Origin of the sequence: Synechococcus sp. GFB01 (assembly GCF_001039265.1) — a bacterium.
In the GTDB taxonomy this organism is placed as follows: domain Bacteria; phylum Cyanobacteriota; class Cyanobacteriia; order PCC-6307; family Cyanobiaceae; genus NIES-981.
In genome coordinates this window covers 1-17,307 of the sequence record NZ_LFEK01000120.1, presented here as the reverse complement: position 1 = coordinate 17,307, position 17,307 = coordinate 1, and the positions used below count along the sequence as shown (strand labels likewise).

General features: G+C 68.7%; 18 protein-coding genes and 1 pseudogene. 7 read left to right on the top strand and 12 right to left on the bottom strand.

Going from position 1 to position 17,307, the window contains the following annotated elements; all coding sequences use genetic code 11:
- Nucleotides 1–49: 49 nt before the first annotated feature.
- Both SYNGFB01_RS11710 and SYNGFB01_RS11705 read right to left on the bottom strand, forming a co-directional pair.
- A complete protein-coding gene (locus SYNGFB01_RS11710; RefSeq protein WP_048018179.1) occupies nucleotides 50–805 on the bottom strand; it encodes an FHA domain-containing protein in 756 nt (251 codons plus the stop codon).
- Nucleotides 802–1,092 carry a hypothetical protein gene (locus SYNGFB01_RS11705; RefSeq protein ID WP_048018180.1) on the bottom strand — a complete coding sequence of 97 codons (291 nt, stop codon included), beginning with the start codon at nucleotides 1,090–1,092 and terminating at the stop codon, nucleotides 802–804. Before SYNGFB01_RS11705 ends, SYNGFB01_RS11710 begins: the two co-directional genes overlap by 4 nt.
- Before the next feature lie 67 nt (nucleotides 1,093–1,159).
- On the opposite strand from SYNGFB01_RS11705, the pseudogene SYNGFB01_RS11700 reads away from it, so the two are divergent.
- Nucleotides 1,160–3,253, top strand: a pseudogene (locus SYNGFB01_RS11700) (transglycosylase domain-containing protein); the annotation flags it as partial.
- Between the two features lie 279 nt (nucleotides 3,254–3,532).
- Here the strand turns inward: SYNGFB01_RS11700 and SYNGFB01_RS11695 are convergent.
- The 3 genes from SYNGFB01_RS11695 to atpD all read right to left on the bottom strand — a co-directional run bounded on the left by SYNGFB01_RS11695 (nucleotide 3,533) and on the right by atpD (nucleotide 6,581).
- The gene (locus SYNGFB01_RS11695) at nucleotides 3,533–4,297 is read right to left on the bottom strand and encodes a rhomboid family intramembrane serine protease (RefSeq protein WP_235300142.1); all 765 of its coding nucleotides are present in this window, start codon (nucleotides 4,295–4,297) and stop codon (nucleotides 3,533–3,535) included.
- 387 nt (nucleotides 4,298–4,684) lie between these two features.
- The gene (atpC, locus tag SYNGFB01_RS11690) at nucleotides 4,685–5,086 is read right to left on the bottom strand and encodes an ATP synthase F1 subunit epsilon (protein WP_048017882.1); all 402 of its coding nucleotides are present in this window, start codon (nucleotides 5,084–5,086) and stop codon (nucleotides 4,685–4,687) included.
- 34 nt (nucleotides 5,087–5,120) lie between these two features.
- Complete coding sequence (gene atpD, locus SYNGFB01_RS11685) at nucleotides 5,121–6,581, bottom strand: F0F1 ATP synthase subunit beta (RefSeq protein WP_048018177.1); 1,461 nt, start codon at nucleotides 6,579–6,581, stop codon at nucleotides 5,121–5,123.
- Between the two features lie 271 nt (nucleotides 6,582–6,852).
- Here atpD and groES point away from each other — a divergent pair, with 271 nt between their 5' ends.
- Together groES and groL are read left to right on the top strand one after the other, a co-directional pair.
- Complete coding sequence (gene groES / locus SYNGFB01_RS11680; protein ID WP_048017881.1) at nucleotides 6,853–7,164, top strand: co-chaperone GroES; 312 nt, start codon at nucleotides 6,853–6,855, stop codon at nucleotides 7,162–7,164.
- 108 nt (nucleotides 7,165–7,272) lie between these two features.
- Nucleotides 7,273–8,904: a chaperonin GroEL gene (gene groL, locus SYNGFB01_RS11675; RefSeq protein ID WP_048018176.1), complete on the top strand. Its 1,632-nt coding sequence runs from the start codon at nucleotides 7,273–7,275 to the stop codon at nucleotides 8,902–8,904.
- Nucleotides 8,905–9,026: 122 nt separating this feature from the next.
- Here groL and msrB read toward each other — a convergent pair whose 3' ends face one another.
- The 3 genes from msrB to gpmI are packed head-to-tail and all read right to left on the bottom strand — an operon-like array spanning nucleotide 9,027 to nucleotide 11,392.
- Nucleotides 9,027–9,530 (bottom strand): peptide-methionine (R)-S-oxide reductase MsrB, encoded by a 504-nt coding sequence (msrB, locus tag SYNGFB01_RS11670; protein WP_048018175.1) that lies wholly within the window; start codon nucleotides 9,528–9,530, stop codon nucleotides 9,027–9,029.
- Nucleotides 9,530–9,760: a preprotein translocase subunit SecG gene (gene secG / locus SYNGFB01_RS11665; protein WP_048018174.1), complete on the bottom strand. Its 231-nt coding sequence runs from the start codon at nucleotides 9,758–9,760 to the stop codon at nucleotides 9,530–9,532. Before secG ends, msrB begins: the two co-directional genes overlap by 1 nt.
- 33 nt (nucleotides 9,761–9,793) lie before the next feature.
- Nucleotides 9,794–11,392: a 2,3-bisphosphoglycerate-independent phosphoglycerate mutase gene (gene gpmI / locus SYNGFB01_RS11660; RefSeq protein ID WP_048018173.1), complete on the bottom strand. Its 1,599-nt coding sequence runs from the start codon at nucleotides 11,390–11,392 to the stop codon at nucleotides 9,794–9,796.
- A gap of 277 nt (nucleotides 11,393–11,669) precedes the next feature.
- On the opposite strand from gpmI, the gene pyrR reads away from it, so the two are divergent.
- Nucleotides 11,670–12,200 (top strand): bifunctional pyr operon transcriptional regulator/uracil phosphoribosyltransferase PyrR, encoded by a 531-nt coding sequence (gene pyrR, locus SYNGFB01_RS11655; RefSeq protein WP_048018172.1) that lies wholly within the window; start codon nucleotides 11,670–11,672, stop codon nucleotides 12,198–12,200.
- Between the two features lie 9 nt (nucleotides 12,201–12,209).
- Here pyrR and SYNGFB01_RS11650 read toward each other — a convergent pair whose 3' ends face one another.
- From SYNGFB01_RS11650 to SYNGFB01_RS11640, 3 genes are all read right to left on the bottom strand, one after another.
- Nucleotides 12,210–12,446: a ferredoxin-thioredoxin reductase variable chain gene (locus SYNGFB01_RS11650; RefSeq protein WP_048018171.1), complete on the bottom strand. Its 237-nt coding sequence runs from the start codon at nucleotides 12,444–12,446 to the stop codon at nucleotides 12,210–12,212.
- A gap of 39 nt (nucleotides 12,447–12,485) precedes the next feature.
- Entirely contained in the window at nucleotides 12,486–13,313 is an 828-nt protein-coding gene (locus SYNGFB01_RS11645; RefSeq protein WP_048018170.1) for a hypothetical protein, read from the bottom strand.
- A gap of 69 nt (nucleotides 13,314–13,382) precedes the next feature.
- Complete coding sequence (locus SYNGFB01_RS11640; RefSeq protein ID WP_369795559.1) at nucleotides 13,383–14,831, bottom strand: Hsp70 family protein; 1,449 nt, start codon at nucleotides 14,829–14,831, stop codon at nucleotides 13,383–13,385.
- A 168-nt stretch (nucleotides 14,832–14,999) separates the two neighbouring features.
- Here SYNGFB01_RS11640 and SYNGFB01_RS11635 point away from each other — a divergent pair, with 168 nt between their 5' ends.
- From SYNGFB01_RS11635 to SYNGFB01_RS11625, 3 genes are all read left to right on the top strand, one after another.
- Entirely contained in the window at nucleotides 15,000–15,230 is a 231-nt protein-coding gene (locus tag SYNGFB01_RS11635; RefSeq protein ID WP_048018169.1) for a DNA-directed RNA polymerase subunit omega, read from the top strand.
- 48 nt (nucleotides 15,231–15,278) lie between these two features.
- Nucleotides 15,279–15,662, top strand: coding sequence for a DUF1818 family protein (locus SYNGFB01_RS11630; RefSeq protein ID WP_048018168.1), 384 nt, complete (start codon nucleotides 15,279–15,281; stop codon nucleotides 15,660–15,662).
- Nucleotides 15,663–16,019: 357 nt separating this feature from the next.
- Nucleotides 16,020–16,280: a DUF2811 domain-containing protein gene (locus SYNGFB01_RS11625; RefSeq protein WP_369795558.1), complete on the top strand. Its 261-nt coding sequence runs from the start codon at nucleotides 16,020–16,022 to the stop codon at nucleotides 16,278–16,280.
- Nucleotides 16,281–16,980: 700 nt separating this feature from the next.
- Here SYNGFB01_RS11625 and SYNGFB01_RS11615 read toward each other — a convergent pair.
- On the bottom strand, nucleotides 16,981–17,307 hold a 327-nt coding region (locus SYNGFB01_RS11615), incomplete at its 5' end, for an EVE domain-containing protein (RefSeq protein WP_048018165.1).

Below are 17,307 nucleotides of genomic sequence, written 5' to 3'. Positions count from 1 at the left end.
CGAGCTCCCTTCCGGCAGGATCCAGGTCACGGCAGCGGGCCGAGGGCTGTCAGCTGCCCTGACTCTCGCCGATCGCCCGACGAAGGCCGTTGCGGTGGGCCAGGGCGGTGCGGCGGTTGGTGAAACGGCGGCGGCGGGTCCGTCCGTCCTGCAGCACCACCACCAGCGTGTGGTCCTTGCGGGAGCTGAGCGCGAGCCAGCCGGCCAGAGCGGCCAGCTCCAGCGGCCAGAAGATCGCCACCGGGCCGATCCGGAAGGGCAGCAGCAGCAGCAGCCCGACGCTCAGCAGAACCCACCAGCTGAAGATGTGGGGGTGGCGGGGCTCGCTCTGCACCACCGCTGAACGGATCTGCCCGGGGCGGATGGCCTCGCCGCCGATGTCGATCGCAGCGGCCACGCCCGTCGGCCTGCTGCCGGCCGCGGCAGCGGTTGCCTTGGCTGAAGTGGTTGCGGCAGCTGCAGTGGTGGCAGCTGGTGGTGCCTCGGGCTCCGCGGCGTCCGCCAGGCGGAACACCAGCACCGGGCCGCGGCGGCCCAGCTGGATCTCATCGCCATCCCCGAGGGGCCGGCAGCGCTGGATGCGCTGCCCCTCCAGGTAGGTGCCGTCGCGGCTCTGCCAGTCGCACACCAGCCAGCCGTGACGCGCTGAGAAGCGCACCACGGCGTGGTGCTCCGACACGCCTTCCTGGTGGGGCAGGACGAGCCGGTTGCCGGAGGCGCGGCCGATCGTGAGCGGCTGGCCGCTGCTCAGCTGCAGCCGCTTGTCGGGCTGATCGCGCAGGTGCAGCAGCGCCCCCGGTCTCATGGTGGGGGTCCGCCGGGGCGGCGCCGTAACCGGTGCCACCAGAGGCGCCAGTCGTCGCGCCGGTCGTTCCACCAGCCACCATCACCTTCGCGCCAGGGCACCACCCGGCCCGGAAACAGCAGTGCGCGCAAGGCCAGCGCCTGGGCCCCCAGCACCATCCACAGCAGCACCCAGCCAGGCAGGGCCCCAGGCCACTGGGCCGGGAACAGGGCCCGGATCGCGTACACCGCCAGGGTGATGGCGAGCCAGAAACGGAACGGCTCCCAGGGATCGCGCAGCGGGGTCACCACCCGGGCCACAGAGTGAGGCCAGCGTAGGTCCGTAGCGTGGTGCCACTTCTGCGCTGCCGCAGCGATGGACGCGTCCACCGCTCAGCCACCCGCCTCTCCTCGGTCGTCGCGACGGCAGGCCTGGTTGCAGCTGCTGGAGGCCGCTCGCCTGGGGCAGCTCCGGGATCGCCCGGCTGCCATCCGTCGCGCCTGGCAGCAGCTGCGGCGCCGCCGGGCCACGGCCGAGCTCTGGCAGGGCGAGCGGCTAGTGAAGCGCCTGGAGCTCAGCGTCGGGCAAGGCACCGAGCAGCGTTACCGGATCGGCCGCGACCCGGCCTGCGAGCTTCCCCTGGAGGCTCCGGCCCTGAGCCGGGTGCACGCCATCCTCGAGCGCCGGAGGCCCAGCGACCGGGATTTCAGCCTCGAGGACTTCGACTCGGCCAACGGCCTGTTCCACCGCGACCGCCGCATCCGCTCGATCGGCCTGCGCGATGGCGATGTGGTGTGGCTGGGCTCACCCCTCAAGGGTGATGCCCCCCGACTCGCGTACCACCAGCCGCGCAGCGCCCTTGAGCAGGCGTTGCACTGGCTGGGGCTGGCAGGCCTGGTGGGTTCGGCGCTGCTCGTGAGCGGCATGCTGATGGCCGCCACGGTGGCCGGTGGTTCGAGGATACGCAGCATCGCCGGGCCTGTGAAGATCCTCTCGGCCGATGGGCAGCAGATCGACGCTCAGCAGGGTTCGGCCACGGCTCTGCCTGAGCTGGCCGACTATCCGCTGCATCTGCGCCAGGCGCTGCTGGCCTCCGAGGAGGCGCGCTTCGGCTGGAACAGCGGCATCGACCTCTTCGGCACGCTGCGCTCGGCCCTGCTCGGCACCGGCGGGGGCAGCGGCCTCACCCAGCAGGTGGCCCGGCTCTACTACGCCGATGTGGGCCGGGACGTGAGCCTCACCCGCAAGCTGCGGGAGCTCTGGGTGGCCCTGCAGCTGGAGGTGGGCTACAGCAAGAACCGGATTCTCAAGATGTACCTCGACCGGGCCCATCTGGGGCTCGGCACCGACGGTTTTGAGCAGGCCGCCCAGCTCTATTTCCGCAAGTCGGCCCGTGATCTCGATGTGGCCGAATCCGCCTTCCTCGTGGGGCTACTGCCCAGTCCCAACGGCTACAGCCCCTGTTTCGCCCCCTCGCAGGACCAGGAGGCGACGAGGCTCGAGCAGCGACTGCTCGAGCGCCACGGCCAGCTGAATGCGGCCGATCGGGAGCGGATCGACGCCGTGCGCAGCGGCCCCTGGCTGCCGGTGCAGCGGCGCAATCTGGTGCTGGAGCTGATGCACGAGCAGGGTTCCCTCGGCGATCAGGCTCTGCGGGATGCCCAGCGCCAGCCGCTCAACATCGATCCCTCGGCCTGCCGGGAGTCGCCGATCACCAGCTTTCCCTACTTCAGCGACTACGTGCGCGGTGAACTGGAGGGCCGCCGCTTCGGCCTCAACCTCGCCGGTGCCGAGGGCGGCAACTATGTGGCCGTGAGCACGATCGATCCGCGTCTGCAGGCCCTGGCGCAGCAGCAGCTGCAGCGCTTCCTGGAAGGGCCCGCAGCCGGCGTGGGCCTCAGCCAGGGGGCCCTGATCATGCTGCGCCCGAGCAACGGCGCCATCCTCGCCTACGTGGGCGGCGGCAACTACGAGCGCTCCAGCTTCGACCGGGTGCAGGCGCTGCGGCAGCCCGGCTCCACCTTCAAGCTGTTTCCCTTCCTGGCGGCCCTGGCGGCGGGGGTGCGCAGCGACGAGCTGATCTCCTGCGCACCGCTCGGCTACGTGGCCGGTTGCCGTCAGGGGGGTGGTGCCATCAGCGTCAGCGAGGGGCTGGCCCGTTCGGAGAACGTGGTGGCGCTGCGGCTGGCGCAGCGCGCCGGGCTGAACCGCGTCGTGAGCCTGGCTCGTCAGCTCGGCATCAGCACGCCGCTCGATCCCGACTTCAACACGATGCTCGGGGGCCGTGAAACCTATCTGTATGAGTTGGCGCGCGCCTACGCGGTGGTGGCCAACGGTGGACGCTGGGTGCCGATGCACGGGGTCGCCCGGATCTATGACCTGGGCATCTGCCAGTCGGTCCAGAGCCTGGACCGGTGCCCCGAACGGGGCGTCACGGTGCCGCGGGGCGAGCGGGTGCGCCAGCTGATCGACCTCGAGCAGGCGGCGGTGATGGACCGCATGCTGCGGGCAGTGGTGGAACGNCGGCACCGGCAGGGCCGCCGGTCAGGTGGCCGATGCCCGCGGCAAGACCGGCACCACCAACGACGGTGTGGATGTGCTCTTCGTGGGCTACTCCCCGTCACTGGATCTGCTCACCGCGATCTGGATGGGCAACGACGACAACAGCCCGGCCGCGGCCGCCAGCGGATCCCTGGTGGCGGAACTCTGGGGGCGCACGATGACGGCCGCGGCGCGCGAACTGGGCTCTCAGCGCTGAGCGATCAGCTGCTGCAGCCAGCTGATCAGGGCCCAGGCCAGTCCCAGGAGCAGTCCCCAGCTGGCCGTGCTGGCCATCAGCCGCTGCAGCGGCCGGCTCTGCTCCTGCTGGGCCTGGCGGGGCAGCAGCCAGCCCACCTGCAGGGAGCCGTACACCAGCAGCAGCACCCAGGCGGGCAACCGCAGCGGTCCGAGCGGGAAGCCGAGGCTGCGGTCCTGAAGCAGGCTCAGGCCTGCCGCCAGACCCACCAGGGCACTGAGCGGCGCGGCCGCCCCGGACCAGCGACGGGCGATGCCGTGGCGGCGGGCCATCAGGGCGGCGGGGATCTGGGCAGCCAGAGCGGTGAGGCAGTAGCGGAGCACCACCTGTCCCAGCGGCAGGGGTGTCGGCCCCAGCACGACCAGCAGCAGCATCAGCAGGTTGACGGCAGCCTCAGTGCCGTTGGCATGGATCCAGGGCGCCGTGATCCAGCGCCAGGCCTGGCGGGGATTGATCACGCCGAGGTGATCCAGGCTCCAGCGCCGCCGCCAGCCGATCCCGATGGCCCCGAGGCTGAGGGCCTGGAGCAAACCGAGGCAGGCAGCCAGCGCCACGCCTGCGCTCCAGCCCCAGGGCCCGAACACGAGCCGCTGGAGCTCCTGGGCGAGCCAGGCGATCACCGCCGTCGCCGCGGCCGCAGCGGCGATCCCGGGAGCAAGGCTGCGGAGCTCGGGGCCGAAGCCGCACCAGGCTGGCACCGGCTTCTCCGCAGGCATCTCCTGAGGATGTTCGGATGGATCAGGCCCCTGCTGCAGGTCGGATCGATCCAGCTCCTGGCCGGTGACGGCCTCGAGCAGATCGAGCAGCTCCGCCAGAACCGATGGGCTGTAGGTGGTGGCCAGCTGCTGCTTCAGGGAGACCAGGTTGCTGCGCTGTGTGGCACCGCTCTGCCGCAGAAGCTGCAGGAAGAGGGGACGGCTGCCCAGATCGCGCACCGGGCCCTTGAGCAGTTCCTGTTCGCCCAGTCCGTCGCAGAGCGCATTGGCCAGGGCGTGGCCGCTGTTCAGAGCGGTGTGCCCCTGGTCGAGCCAGTGGCGCAGCTGCAAACCCAGCTCGCGGCCCTGGCCCATGGTGATGCGGTGGTCAGTTGTTGCTCAGACGGCTCAGCGGGTGGCCTGCAGGCGGGCCCGTGCCTGGGCCAGGGCCTGCAGAGCCTTGATCTTGTCGGGGCTGGAGGGCTGGCCCTCGAAGGCGGTCGCGGTGCTCTGGGCTGCCTCGTAGGCGGCCTGGGCGGCAGCGGCATCGATGGCGCTGCCGAGTTCGGCGGCATTCACCAGGACGGTGACCTCATCGGCCTCCACCTCGGCGAAGCCACCCATTAGGGCGATCGAGCGCCAGCTGGAGCCCTCACGCAGGCGCATCACACCGGTGTCGAGCGCGGTGAGCATGGTCACATGACCGGGCAGGATGCCCATCTGACCGGTGGTGCTGGGCAGGATCACCTCTTCGGCGCTGCCCTCGAAAACGCTCTGGTCAGGAGCCAGAACGCGCAGGGTGAGACTCATCGGCTGGGGATCTCAGAAGGGATGCGACGCTGGATCAACCCTTGGCTTCGGCCAGGATCTTGGCGGCCTTGGCCTTCACCTCGTCGATGTTGCCCACCAGGTAGAAGGCTGCCTCGGGCAGATCATCGAGCTCACCGGCGAGGATCATGTTGAAGCCCTTGATGGTCTCCTCCAGTTTCACGTACTTGCCGGGCATGCCGGTGAACACCTCGGCAACGAAGAAGGGCTGGGAGAGGAACTTCTCGATCTTGCGGGCCCGATCCACGATCCGGCGGTCATCTTCGGAGAGCTCGTCGAGACCCAGGATCGCGATGATGTCCTGGAGCTCCTTGTAGCGCTGCAGGGTGCTCTGCACGGCGCGGGCGGTGCGGTAGTGCTCGTCGCCCACCACCGCCGGCTGCAGCATGGTGCTGGTGGAATCCAGGGGATCCACGGCCGGGTAGATGCCCTTGGAGGCCAGGCCGCGGCTCAGCACGGTGGTGGCATCGAGGTGGGCGAAGGTGGTGGCCGGAGCCGGGTCGGTCAGGTCGTCGGCAGGCACGTACACGGCCTGGATCGAGGTGATCGAACCCTCGAGGGTGGAGGTGATGCGCTCCTGCAGTTCACCCACGTCGGTGCCGAGGGTGGGCTGATAGCCCACGGCCGAGGGCATGCGGCCGAGCAGGGCGCTCACCTCGGAGCCGGCCTGGACGAAGCGGAAGATGTTGTCGATGAACAGCAGCACGTCCTGCTTGTTCACATCGCGGAAGTGCTCCGCCATGGTGAGCGCCGAGAGACCCACGCGCATGCGGGCGCCGGGGGGCTCGTTCATCTGGCCATAGCAGAGGGCCACCTTCGACTTGGAGAGGTCATCGGCGTTGATCACGCCCGACTCCTTGAACTCCTCGTAGAGATCGTTGCCCTCACGGGTGCGCTCGCCCACACCGCCGAACACGGACACACCGCCGTGCTCCTTGGCGATGTTGTTGATCAGCTCCTGGATGAGCACGGTCTTGCCCACGCCGGCACCGCCGAACAGGCCCACCTTGCCGCCCTGGCGGTAGGGAGCGAGCAGGTCGATCACCTTGATGCCGGTCTCGAACACCTTGGGCTTGGTCTCGAGCTCGGTGAGCTTGGGAGCCTCGCGGTGGATCGGTGCCGTGATGGTGGTCTTGACGGGACCCTGCTCGTCCACCGGCTCGCCGAGCACGTTGAAGATGCGGCCCAGAGTCGCCTCACCCACGGGAACGGAGATGGGCGCGCCGGTATCCACGGCTTCCATGCCACGCACCAGGCCGTCGGTGCTGCTCATGGCCACGGCACGCACGCGGTGGTCGCCCAGCAGCTGCTGAACTTCGGCCGTCAGAGCCACGTTCTGACCGGCCGAGTTCTTCGCCTCGATGCGGAGGGCGTTGTAGATCCTGGGCAGCTTGCCGGCCGGNAATTCAACGTCGAGCACCGGGCCGATCACTTGGCGAACGATGCCTTTGGTGCCGGTGGCGGTAGCAGCAGCCATAGGTGAGGTAGTTGCAGGGAGTGCGCAGGGGGAAACCAGCCCGCCTGAAGCGCGGCAACCTTACCACCGCGCCAGCCGGGGACATCCGGGCCTGCGCCGGCAGGGCGTGGTTCGGTCAACCGCACGAATAACCCCTGGCCCGGAGCTCCGTCTGGCGCATAGGTTGGCACTCATGCAGGTCGAGTGCCAAATCGGCCCGTCTGCCTGATGGCGTCTCCGGCGCCATGACATTGCTTCTGCGTTCGCAACCGCGTCTATCCCGCATCAATCCATGGCTGCTGTTTCTCTCAGTGTCTCCACGGTCAAACCGCTCGGAGATCGCATCTTCATCAAGGTCTCCGAGTCGGAGGAGAAGACCGCCGGCGGCATCCTGCTGCCCGACACCGCCAAGGAAAAGCCCCAGGTGGGTGAGGTGGTGCAGGTGGGCCCCGGCAAGCGCAACGACGACGGCACCCGCCAGGCTCCCGAGGTGAGCGTGGGCGACAAGGTGCTGTACAGCAAGTACGCCGGCACCGACATCAAGCTCGGTTCCGACGAGTACGTGCTGCTGTCCGAGAAGGACATCCTGGCTGTCGTCAACTGAGCACCGTTCCACGTGCTGTCGTGAGGCGTTCTGCGCGACTGCGCGGCATCGCCCCTGCGACATTCCCTTCATCGTCCCGTTAACCAACCCAAGCGAGAACTGCCTTCCATGGCCAAGCGCATCATCTACAACGAGCAGGCCCGTCGCGCCCTCGAAAAAGGCATCGACATCCTCGCCGAGTCGGTGGCCGTGACCCTCGGCCCCAAAGGCCGCAACGTGGTGCTGGAGAAGAAGTTCGGCGCCCCCNAGATCATCAATGACGGCGTCACCATCGCCAAGGAGATCGAGCTCGAGGACCACATCGAGAACACCGGTGTGGCCCTGATCCGTCAGGCCGCCTCCAAGACCAACGACGCTGCCGGTGACGGCACCACCACCGCCACCGTGCTGGCTCATGCCATGGTGAAGGCCGGCCTGCGCAACGTGGCCGCCGGCGCCAATGCCATCACCCTCAAGAAGGGCATCGACAAGGCCACCGACTTCCTCGTCAAGAAGATCGAGGAGCATGCCAAGCCGATCGCCGACTCCAACGCCATCGCCCAGGTGGGCACCATCTCCGCCGGCAACGACGAAGAGGTGGGCCGCATGATCGCCGACGCNATGGACAAGGTCGGCAAGGAGGGCGTGATCTCCCTGGAGGAGGGCAAGTCGATGACCACCGAGCTGGAGGTCACCGAGGGCATGCGCTTCGACAAGGGCTACATCTCCCCTTACTTCGCCACCGACACCGAGCGGATGGAAGCGGTGCTCGAGGAGCCCTACATCCTGCTTACCGACAAGAAGATCGGTCTGGTGCAGGACCTGGTGCCCGTGCTCGAGCAGATCGCCCGCACCGGCAAGCCGCTGCTGATCATCGCCGAGGACATCGAGAAGGAAGCGCTCGCCACCCTGGTGGTGAACCGCCTGCGCGGCGTGCTCAACGTGGCTGCCGTCAAGNCTCCCGGCTTCGGTGATCGCCGCAAGGCCATGCTCGAGGACATCGCCGTGCTCACCAACGGCCAGCTGATCACCGAGGATGCCGGCCTCAAGCTGGAGAACGCCAAGCTCGAGATGCTGGGCACCGCCCGCCGCGTGACCATCAACAAGGACACCACCACCATCGTGGCCGAGGGCAACGAGACTGCGGTCAAGGCCCGCTGCGAGCAGATCCGCAAGCAGATGGACGAAACCGACTCCTCCTACGACAAGGAGAAGCTGCAGGAGCGTCTGGCCAAGCTGAGCGGTGGTGTGGCCGTGGTCAAGGTGGGTGCCGCCACCGAGACCGAGATGAAGGACAAGAAGCTCCGCCTCGAGGACGCCATCAACGCCACCAAGGCGGCCGTGGAGGAGGGAATCGTGCCCGGTGGTGGCACCACCCTGGCCCACCTGGTCCCCGCTCTCGATGAGTGGGCCAAGGCCAACCTCTCCGGCGAGGAGCTGCTGGGCGCCAACATCGTGGCTTCGGCCCTCACCGCCCCGCTCAAGCGGATCGCGGAGAATGCCGGCGCCAATGGTGCNGTGGTGGCCGAGCATGTGATGAACAAGCCCTTCAACGAGGGCTACAACGCCGCCACCGGCGAGTACGTCGACATGCTGGCCGCCGGCATCGTGGACCCCGCCAAGGTGACCCGCTCCGGTCTGCAGAACGCCGCCTCGATCGCCGGCATGGTGCTCACCACCGAGTGCATCGTGGCCGACCTGCCCGAGAAGAAGGAAGCGGCTCCCGCCGGCGGCGGCATGGGCGGCGACTTCGACTACTGATCGCAGTCGGTTGCTCTGAATCCTTCTGATCGCATCACAGGAGGNCTTCGGCCCTCCTTTTTTCATGCCTGGCGGGTTTCACAGCCAGTGGCGTGGATCGCTCATGGCCTGGCAGCACCGCCTCAGATCTTCTGAGCAGCTGGCCTGAAGGTGAGGNCTACGCCGTTGTTGCAGTACCGCTTGCCGGTGGGCCGGGGTCCGTCGTTGAAGACGTGGCCCTGATGGCCGCCGCAACGGCGGCAGTGGTATTCGGTGCGGGGCACGATGAGCTTGAAATCGAGTTTGGTGCCCAGGGCGCCGGGCAGCGGCTGCCAGAAGCTCGGCCAGCCGGTGCCGCTGTCGTACTTGGCCGCTGAGCTGAACAGAGGGAGATCGCAGGCGGCACAGAGAAACGTGCCGCGGCGTTTTTCGCTATTGAGGGAGCTGGAGAAGGGCGCTTCGGTGCCCTCGCGGCGCAGCACGGCGTAGGCCGCCGGACTCAGGCGGCGCTTCCACTCGGCGTCGCTGAGCTGCCAGCGGGNATCACCGGCCTGGCTGGCTGCGTCGNCGGTTGCCGCCGACAGAAAGGGCAGGGTGAGTCCTCCGAAGGCACTGCCCAGCCTGGCCAGCAGCCCGCGGCGCTTCATCAGCCCAGCCAGCCGGCGCTCAGCACGACCGCCAGACCAAGAAAGACGGCCAGCAGGGTCCAGGTGATGCGGTTGAGGGTCTGTTCGGCGCTGCGGGCGCTGGTGAACATCGAGCCGCCGCTGGCAGCCAGCCCTCCCATCCCATCACCCTTGGGGCTGTGCAGCAGCACGCTCAGGATCAGCAGCAGGCCGCTGGCGACCCAGATCCAGGACAGAACGGTGGTAAGCATGAATCGATTGTGCCTGATCCGCGCCTGAGCTGATCAGACCCCCAGCGTCTGGGGGATGCGGCTGGGGGTCAGGGCGCTGCCCAGAGGCTGGATCAGGGAGGAGCCGCTCATCGTGACCGGTTTGGGCAGACCGAGGATCTCGAGCAGGGTTGGGGCAATATCGGCCAGACCACCCTGATCGCGCAGCAGAACGTCGTTGCCGTGGCCGGGANGCTTGCGCTTCTCCCCCTCCACCAGGATCACCGGCACGGGGTTGGTGGTGTGGGCGGTCCAGGGGCGTCCGTCGGGACCTTCCATCAGTTCGGCGTTGCCGTGGTCGGCGGTGATCAGAAGGGTGCCGCCCATGCGGTTGGTGGCCTCCATCAGCCGTCCGACACACCGGTCCACGGCGCCGATCGCCTCCACGGTGGCATCCATCTTGCCGGTGTGGCCCACCATGTCGGGGTTGGCGTAGTTGATCACCACCAGGGAGTAGATGCCCTTGCGGATCGCGGCGATGCAGCTGTCGGTGAGCTGTTCGGCCGCCATGGCCGGAGCCTGGTCGTAGGTGGCCACCCGTGGCGATGGCACCAGGTGGCGATCCTCACCGGGGAAGGCCTGTTCGATGCCCCCGTTCATGAAGTAGGTGACGTGGGGATATTTCTCGGTTTCTGCGGTCCGGAACTGACGCAGACCTGCTTCGGACACCACCTGACCCAGAAGGCCATCCAGCGACTCCGGAGGGAAGGCCACCTCCACCGGCAGCCCTTTCTCGTACTGGGTGAAGGTGACCACGTGGAGGGGGTCGATCCGCTGGCGGTCGAAGCCGTCGAAGTCGGGCAGCACCAGGGCGCGCATCAGCTGACGCACCCGGTCGGGGCGGAAGTTGAAGCACACCACGCCATCGCCGCTCTGGATCACCCCATCGGCCAGGCGCACCGGTTCGAGGAATTCATCGCCCACTTCATCGGCATAGGAGGCGGAGATCGCCTCGGCGGCGGAGATGCCGAGGGGCTCAGCCGGCTCGGTGAGCAGCCGGTAGGCCTTCTCGGTGCGGTCCCAGCGGCTGTCGCGGTCCATGGCCCAGTAGCGGCCGCAGAGGGTGGCGATCCGGCCCACGCCAGCCGATTCGATCTGTTGCTCCAGTTGGGCGATGAAGCGCGGGGCGCTGTTGGGAGCGGTGTCGCGGCCGTCGGTGATCACATGGATGCAGACCCGCTGCAGACCTCGCTGGGCCGCCCAGTGCAGCAGTCCGCCGAAATGGTCGATGTGACTGTGAACCCCTCCATCGGAACAGAGGCCGATCAGGTGGAGGGTGGCACCGCTGCTGAGCAGCCGGTCGGCGAGCTGATTCAGGGCAGGATTGCGGTTGAGGCTGCCGTCGCGCACGGCCTGGCCGATGCGCACCAGTTCCTGGCGGATGATCCTGCCGGACCCAATGGTGAGGTGGCCCACCTCGGAATTGCCCATCTGGCCTTCAGGCAGCCCCACCGCGCCGCCGCTGGCTTCGATCAGGCTGTGGGGGTAGGCGTGCCAGAGGGCGTCCATCACCGGCGTGTCGGCGCTGCGGATGGCGTTGTGGCTGTGATCGTGCCTGTAGCCCCAGCCGTCGAGAATGCAGAGAACGACCGGTGCTACCGGGCCGGTGGACACGGGGTTGTTATCGCGGAAGGACGGACTGGAGGCGCCGTTGCCGAAGCTGGTCGACTGCGATGGCGGAGGCGTCGACTGTGGCTGGGATGGGACTGCTTTCACCACGCGCACCGTTCGACGTTGCTCCGGGTGACGTTGAGGCAACGTCTTCACAGGCCAACCTACAGCCATGGGGCAAGGGGAATCGCCGCCGATCGCCGTTGCGTCAGGCTTTGGGGATAACCAGCGAGCCCCGGGCGGATCCGGGTTCAGCCGCACACCGTCCGTCGCAGCAACGATGACCCGCCTCGAACTGCTGTCCCAGCATGAGCTCGATCGCACCCTGGAGCGGCTTGTCTCGCAGGTGCTGGAAACGGTGGATGATGCCGGATCCCTGCTGCTGCTGGGCATTCCCACCCGCGGTGTGGCCCTGGCACGGGTGCTGGCGGAACGCCTGGCGGAGCGCTGCGGGCGGCCGGTGGCGCAGGGCAGCCTCGATCCCACGCTCTATCGCGATGACCTGGAACGGGTGGGAACCAGGCTGGTCGCTCCCACCGACCTGCCGGCTTCCCTGGAGGGACGCGATGTGGTGCTGGTGGACGACGTGATCTTCACCGGTCGCACCGTGCGGGCCGCCCTGGAGGCACTGCAGACCTGGGGCCGGCCCCGGCGGGTGCGCCTGCTGGTGATGGTGGATCGAGGCCACCGGGAGCTGCCCATTCAGCCCGACTACTGTGGCCGTGTGGTGCCTACCAGCCGGCAGGAATCGATCCAGCTCTGCCTGACCAGCATCGATGGGGAGGAGGGGGTGTATCTGGTCCGGCCGTAGAGGCAGGGCTCAGGCCGCTTCGAGCTCCTCGGGCCGGAAGTGGGCCCTGAATTTGCCGAAGGCCACCACCACCGGGAGGGTCGGACTGATCACCCGGCCCTTCCAGTCGCTGAGCACGGCGATCACCTCTCCCTGCTGACCGTGAAGGTCGAAGGCCGCGCCGCGGTGCTGGGGATGGTGGTACACGACCACGCTCTGGCACACCTTCACCGCGTCTCCGGCTTGGATCGGATCACCTGGCTGCATCGCGCCCTCCCTGCACTGCCGGGCAATCCTGTCATGCGCTCAGCGCTGGCAGGCGCTTTCCGGGCCGGCCTCCACCACCCGGCCGCCCAGCTCCCGGCAGGCGCTCTGGAAGGCCGACCATTCATCCATGCCCGCCGCGATCCGCTGCTGCACCAGGGCATCGAGCCGATCCGCTTCGACGGTGTGAGGCAGGCTGCCGTGGCTGTCATGTTCCCGCTCGCGGCCCTCGAGGCTGCTGATGCCGGCCCGGACCCGCTCCCGGGTCGCCTGGGTGCGCTGCTTCCAAAAGGGGTGGTCGATGCGGGTCAGGGCATCGAGGGCTTCCCACCAGCGCTGCTCAGCCGCCAGGCGGTCGGCCCGTTCGGCCTGCAGCCGGTTGCGGTTCCAGGCTTCGCGCAGACGATCCCCGAGGGCGGAGCCATCGGCACGCCGGTCCTCCCCCATCACCGCCAGCAGGGCCAGGGCCTGCTCGAGCCCTCCTTCCTGGTAGAGGGCCAGGGCCTGCTGCTGCAGCTGCTGCTGCCAGGTGAGCAGCTGTTGGCGATCGGTCTCGCTTCCCGTGGATGAGTTGACCAGCTGCAGCTGCAGCTGCAGGGCCTCCCGCCAGCGCTGCTGATGCCAGAGCTGCTGGGCTTTGCGGCGCCGGCAGTTGCCCTGCTCCTGCGGGATCCGACCGCCGAGCCAGCTGAGTGCCCCGAGCTGGCCGCTGTAGCGCAGGCAGGCGTCGAGATCGCCTCGGGCCGAGGCCTCTTCCAGCCGCCGGGGCAGCTGCCGCTCCCACCAGTAGGCCCCAGCCACCACGGTTGCCACGAGCCCGAGGGTGAGCCCGAGCCAGAAACGGGGCAGCCTGTGCCGGCGGAGGGCCAAGGCGGTGAGATCGCACGGGCCTCCGTTCTAAGTGATGGTCCTGAACCCGTGTCTGTGCAGCCCCTCGGTTCAGCGCACCGGGCCGAGCCGGCGGGTGGCTGGATCCCCGCCCGTGAGCAGATCCCTGATCGTCACCTCCAGGTCGCCGTCGGAGCTGATCCGGAAGGCCAGCTGCAGCCGGTCCTGGCCGGGCTGGCCCGGTGGATCCAGCGGGATCGGCTCCGGCTGGCTGCTCCAGGGTCTGACGCCGGCCTGGCCGGCGGACCGCTGGCGCAGCAGCGGCAGCCCGCCGCTGAACACCACCTCGGCCCGCGCTTCCGCTAACGGCTCGCCCAGCATCAACTCCATGGCCGGCTGGTCCGCCTGGCTGCAGGCCAGCACCAGGTCGAGCGGCTGCTGGGTGGGCCAGCACTGGCCTGCCACAAACAGCGGGTGCCAATGGTGGCAGGCGGAGCGGCGGTCCCAGCAGCGCAGCGACACACCATGGCTGAGCACGTCGCGGAGTCGCACGCCCGGGGTGAGGGCCAGGGCGCCGATGGCCACCGCCTCCACCGGGTGCTCTCCCCGGATCGGCACGGAAGGGCAGCGTCGCTCCAGCCAGCGGCGCACCCAGGGCATGCGGCTGCAGCCACCCACCGGCAGCACCGCCGTGATGTCGCTCAGCGCCAGGCCGGTGCGTCGCGCGGCCGCCAGCACCTGCTCCAGCAGACCGTCGAGCTCCTGGATCAGCCCCCGCTGCTCCAGCAGGGTCTCCAGGCGGCTGCGGGTCAGCTGAAGGTCCCGGGGCGCAGCGTCGCTCGGGTCCCAGATCGTGCGCGCTTCCTCCTGGCTGCTGAGCTGACACTTGAGTCGCTCGGCCGCAGCCAGCAGCGAGGCAGAGGGCTCGCGGTCGGCCCGATCTGCGCTCAGCAGTTCGGCGGCGATCCAGCGGTCGATGTCGCGTCCACCGAGAGCGAGGCCGGCTTTGCCCAGCACCTCGGCGCAGCGCAGCGCCTGGCCGCTCTGCTCGAGGGTCCGGCCGGCGAAGCGGAGCAGCTGGGCGATCGGCGCCGCTCGCCCCTCGCCCCCCTGGATCCGCACCAGCGACAGGTCGATCGTGCCGCCGCCCAGATCCACCACCAGCACAGTGCTGCCTGGGGGCAGCCCGGCGCCGAGCGCGGCGGCGGTGGGTTCATCCACCAGGGCCAGTTCGGCGACGCCGAGGTCGCGGCCCAGCGCCTGCAACCAGGGACGGTAGGCGCGGTAGGTGTCGATCGGGGCGGTGAGCACCAGTCGCAGCGGCTCCAGATCCGCCGGCAGGGCCTGCCAGAGACGGCGCACCAGCAGGCTGCCGGCCTGCTCGGCCGTCAACGGGAGCCCCTCCGCTGCCCCGACCTCGCCGGCGCCGATGCCCCGCTTGAAGTCCCGCTGCAGCCGCGGGCTCGCCCGGTCGGCCAGACCGGCCTCCAGCACCTGCCTTCCGATCAGGGGGCGGGGGGTGGAAGGGGCCTCGAGCCAGAGCAGGCTCGGCACCACCACGGGCTCCTCGAGGCTATAGGGGGCAGGGGCAGGAGCCGTGGCTCGCCGCTGCTGGGCTGGAACGCCACCACCGTGGTGCTGCTGCCCAGATCGATCGCCACGGTGCCCTGCACGCTCCGATCTCCCTGCCCGCCCGGCGCCTAGAGTGTGGATTCGAAACGTAGTGCCATGCAGAGCGGACTGGACGTCAATCCCAAGGACCTGGCCCAGCGCGCCGAAAGCCTGATCCGCCATTCCAGCAATCGCTACCTCACCACCGTGCGGATCGCCTTCCGCGCCAAGCAACGACGCTTCGACGACTTCGACGGTCTGCTTGACGACTCGATGATCAAGCCCGTGCAGCGGGCCATCATCGAGCTCAGCGATGAACAGGATCAGCCCGATCTGCTGCCAGGCTGAGCCAGGCCAGGGCTGAGCCGGGCGCTGCTCATCCACGCTCCAGCGACGATGCAGGTGCAGGAGGGTCAGGGGTGGCGGCTGCAGGTGGATCCGGCCCGCTGGCCCTTCGCGGTGCTGATCGGCGGTGAAGGATGGGCCGCCGAACTCACCCAGGCCGAAGCCAGGCTGCTCGCCCTCGGGGTGGAGCGTCTGGTGGATCAGCACGCCGCCCTGGTGGATCAGTTGCTGGCCGAGGAGGCGATCACGCTGGAATGGGAGAGCGGGGAGATCTGGCTCGCCCTGGAGGGGGATCGCCAGGCCTGGCAGCTACGTTTCGTGCTCACGTCCGCCAGCGGTCTGCGGGCCCTGGAAGGAGCCTGGACGCCGACTGCGAGCCGGGCAGTCGCCGCAGCTCTGCGGGCCGTCCGGAGTTCTCTGAGCGATCCCGCATGAGACGCTCCAGCGGGGATCAAGCCAGATCAGCAGTGCTGATCGTTCTGGCATTCCGGCCCAGCCCGCAGGGGACCGCCGAATTTTCCGCAGGCATTCCGCAGCGCTGCGGATTGGTGGAGCGCCCTCGCCGGGCACCTGGGGAAAACAGACCGTCCTGGGGTTCTCCCCTTGACAGCCCTGAGCGTTCCCTGAAGCGGCCCCTCGAGGCAGATGCCGCTTCAGGCGGGAACTGGATTCTCAGGCTGGGAGCGGTTGCTCCTGTAGCCCTGACGACAATTTGACGCCGACGCCGTGACGTGGCGAACTGGTGCGTCGTGATCGAGATGACCAGGGATGGAATCCGGGAGCGCTGCTGGCTTGAAGATCTCCGCGGAAGCACTTTCGGCCGGCGAGACCATGGTGAGCCTGAGGGCCGAGGTACCGGAGCCCCTGCTGGCTGCCATGCGCAGCTTCATCGAACGCCACCCGAACTGGGATCAGTACCGCCTGTTCCAGGCCGCCCTGGCGGGTTTTCTGGTGCAGAACGGGGTGGACAGCCGCCCGGTGACCCGCTGCTATCTGGCCAATCTGTTTCCCTCTCAGCCCGGGTTCCGCGACGCTTCGAACAGCTGTCGGTAGGCGGCCACCAGGGTGCACGCCGCCAGTGGCAGCGTTGCGGTCAGTCCCACCACCAGCAGCAGAAAACCGGCCAGTACCAGCAGGCCCAGCACCAGGCTGAGTCCCAGGGCCTGCAGCCAGTGCGGGTCGATGGCGGCGCGACCCAGCCGGAAGGCCTGCAGAGGAGTGCGCTCGCCGAGCACGGCGATCGGCAGACTCAGCACCTGGTCGGTGATCAGATACACACTCGCTGCCAGGCCCGCCCATCGGGGGAGCTCCGCCAGACTCGGCTGAAGCAGCGTCAGCAACCAGCTGCTGGCCTGGGACAGCCAGAGGATCAGGGCCAGCAGCAGCAGCACGAGCCCCACCGTGCCGCCTGCCCGCAGCAGGCTCGTGGGATCGGCATGCAGCAGCTGTCCCAGGCGCAGCGAACGACGCTCCAGCGCCAGGGCGGCACCCTGCAGCAGCCCCACCAGCATCCAGAGATTGCTGATGAGATAGCCCAGCCAGGCCAGCAGTTGGATGGCGAGGATCAGGGCCGCTGGCTGCATGCCGGAACCGGCAGCCCCCAGGCTGCCGCTCCAGCGGATCAATAGCTGGCAGAGCAGGTTGAGGCTGCCCACCACCAACGTGAACAGCATCAGCGCCAGGGGTGCCCGCATGAAGNCGGCCCAGCCCTCCTCCAGGGCCCGGCGGATGGCGATGGGCGGGGCCGCCGCGCTCATCCGGCGCCGACCAGGCTGAGCAGCNTGCTCGCGGTGGNCTCCGCCACCGGCAGGATCGAGAGCCGGTTGCCGCGCTTCACCACCGCCAGCTCCTCGGGGCTGAAGTGACTGCGCAGGCTTTCCAGGCTGAGCAGCTGGTCGAAGTGCTGCAGATAGCGCAGACGCACACAGTCCCAGCGAGGGCGTTCCGGTGTGGTGGCGGGGTCGAAATACTTGGAAGCTGGGTCGAACTGGCTGGGATCGACCAGGTGGGTCTCGATCACCTCCATCAGACCCACGATGCCCGGTGGTTTGGCGTTGGAGTGATAGAAGAACGCCCGGTC

Bases quoted from the DNA above. Each gene is read 5' to 3' on its own strand.
- SYNGFB01_RS11710 (WP_048018179.1), bottom strand. From the start codon at position 805: ATGAGACCGGGGGCGCTGCTGCACCTGCGCGATCAGCCCGACAAGCGG.
- SYNGFB01_RS11695 (WP_235300142.1), bottom strand. From the start codon at position 4,297: ATGCCTGCGGAGAAGCCGGTGCCAGCCTGGTGCGGCTTCGGCCCCGAG.
- atpC (WP_048017882.1), bottom strand. From the start codon at position 5,086: ATGAGTCTCACCCTGCGCGTTCTGGCTCCTGACCAGAGCGTTTTCGAG.
- groES (WP_048017881.1), top strand. From the start codon at position 6,853: ATGGCTGCTGTTTCTCTCAGTGTCTCCACGGTCAAACCGCTCGGAGAT.
- secG (WP_048018174.1), bottom strand. From the start codon at position 9,760: ATGCTTACCACCGTTCTGTCCTGGATCTGGGTCGCCAGCGGCCTGCTG.
- pyrR (WP_048018172.1), top strand. From the start codon at position 11,670: ATGACCCGCCTCGAACTGCTGTCCCAGCATGAGCTCGATCGCACCCTG.
- SYNGFB01_RS11650 (WP_048018171.1), bottom strand. From the start codon at position 12,446: ATGCAGCCAGGTGATCCGATCCAAGCCGGAGACGCGGTGAAGGTGTGC.
- SYNGFB01_RS11635 (WP_048018169.1), top strand. From the start codon at position 15,000: ATGCAGAGCGGACTGGACGTCAATCCCAAGGACCTGGCCCAGCGCGCC.
- SYNGFB01_RS11630 (WP_048018168.1), top strand. From the start codon at position 15,279: ATGCAGGTGCAGGAGGGTCAGGGGTGGCGGCTGCAGGTGGATCCGGCC.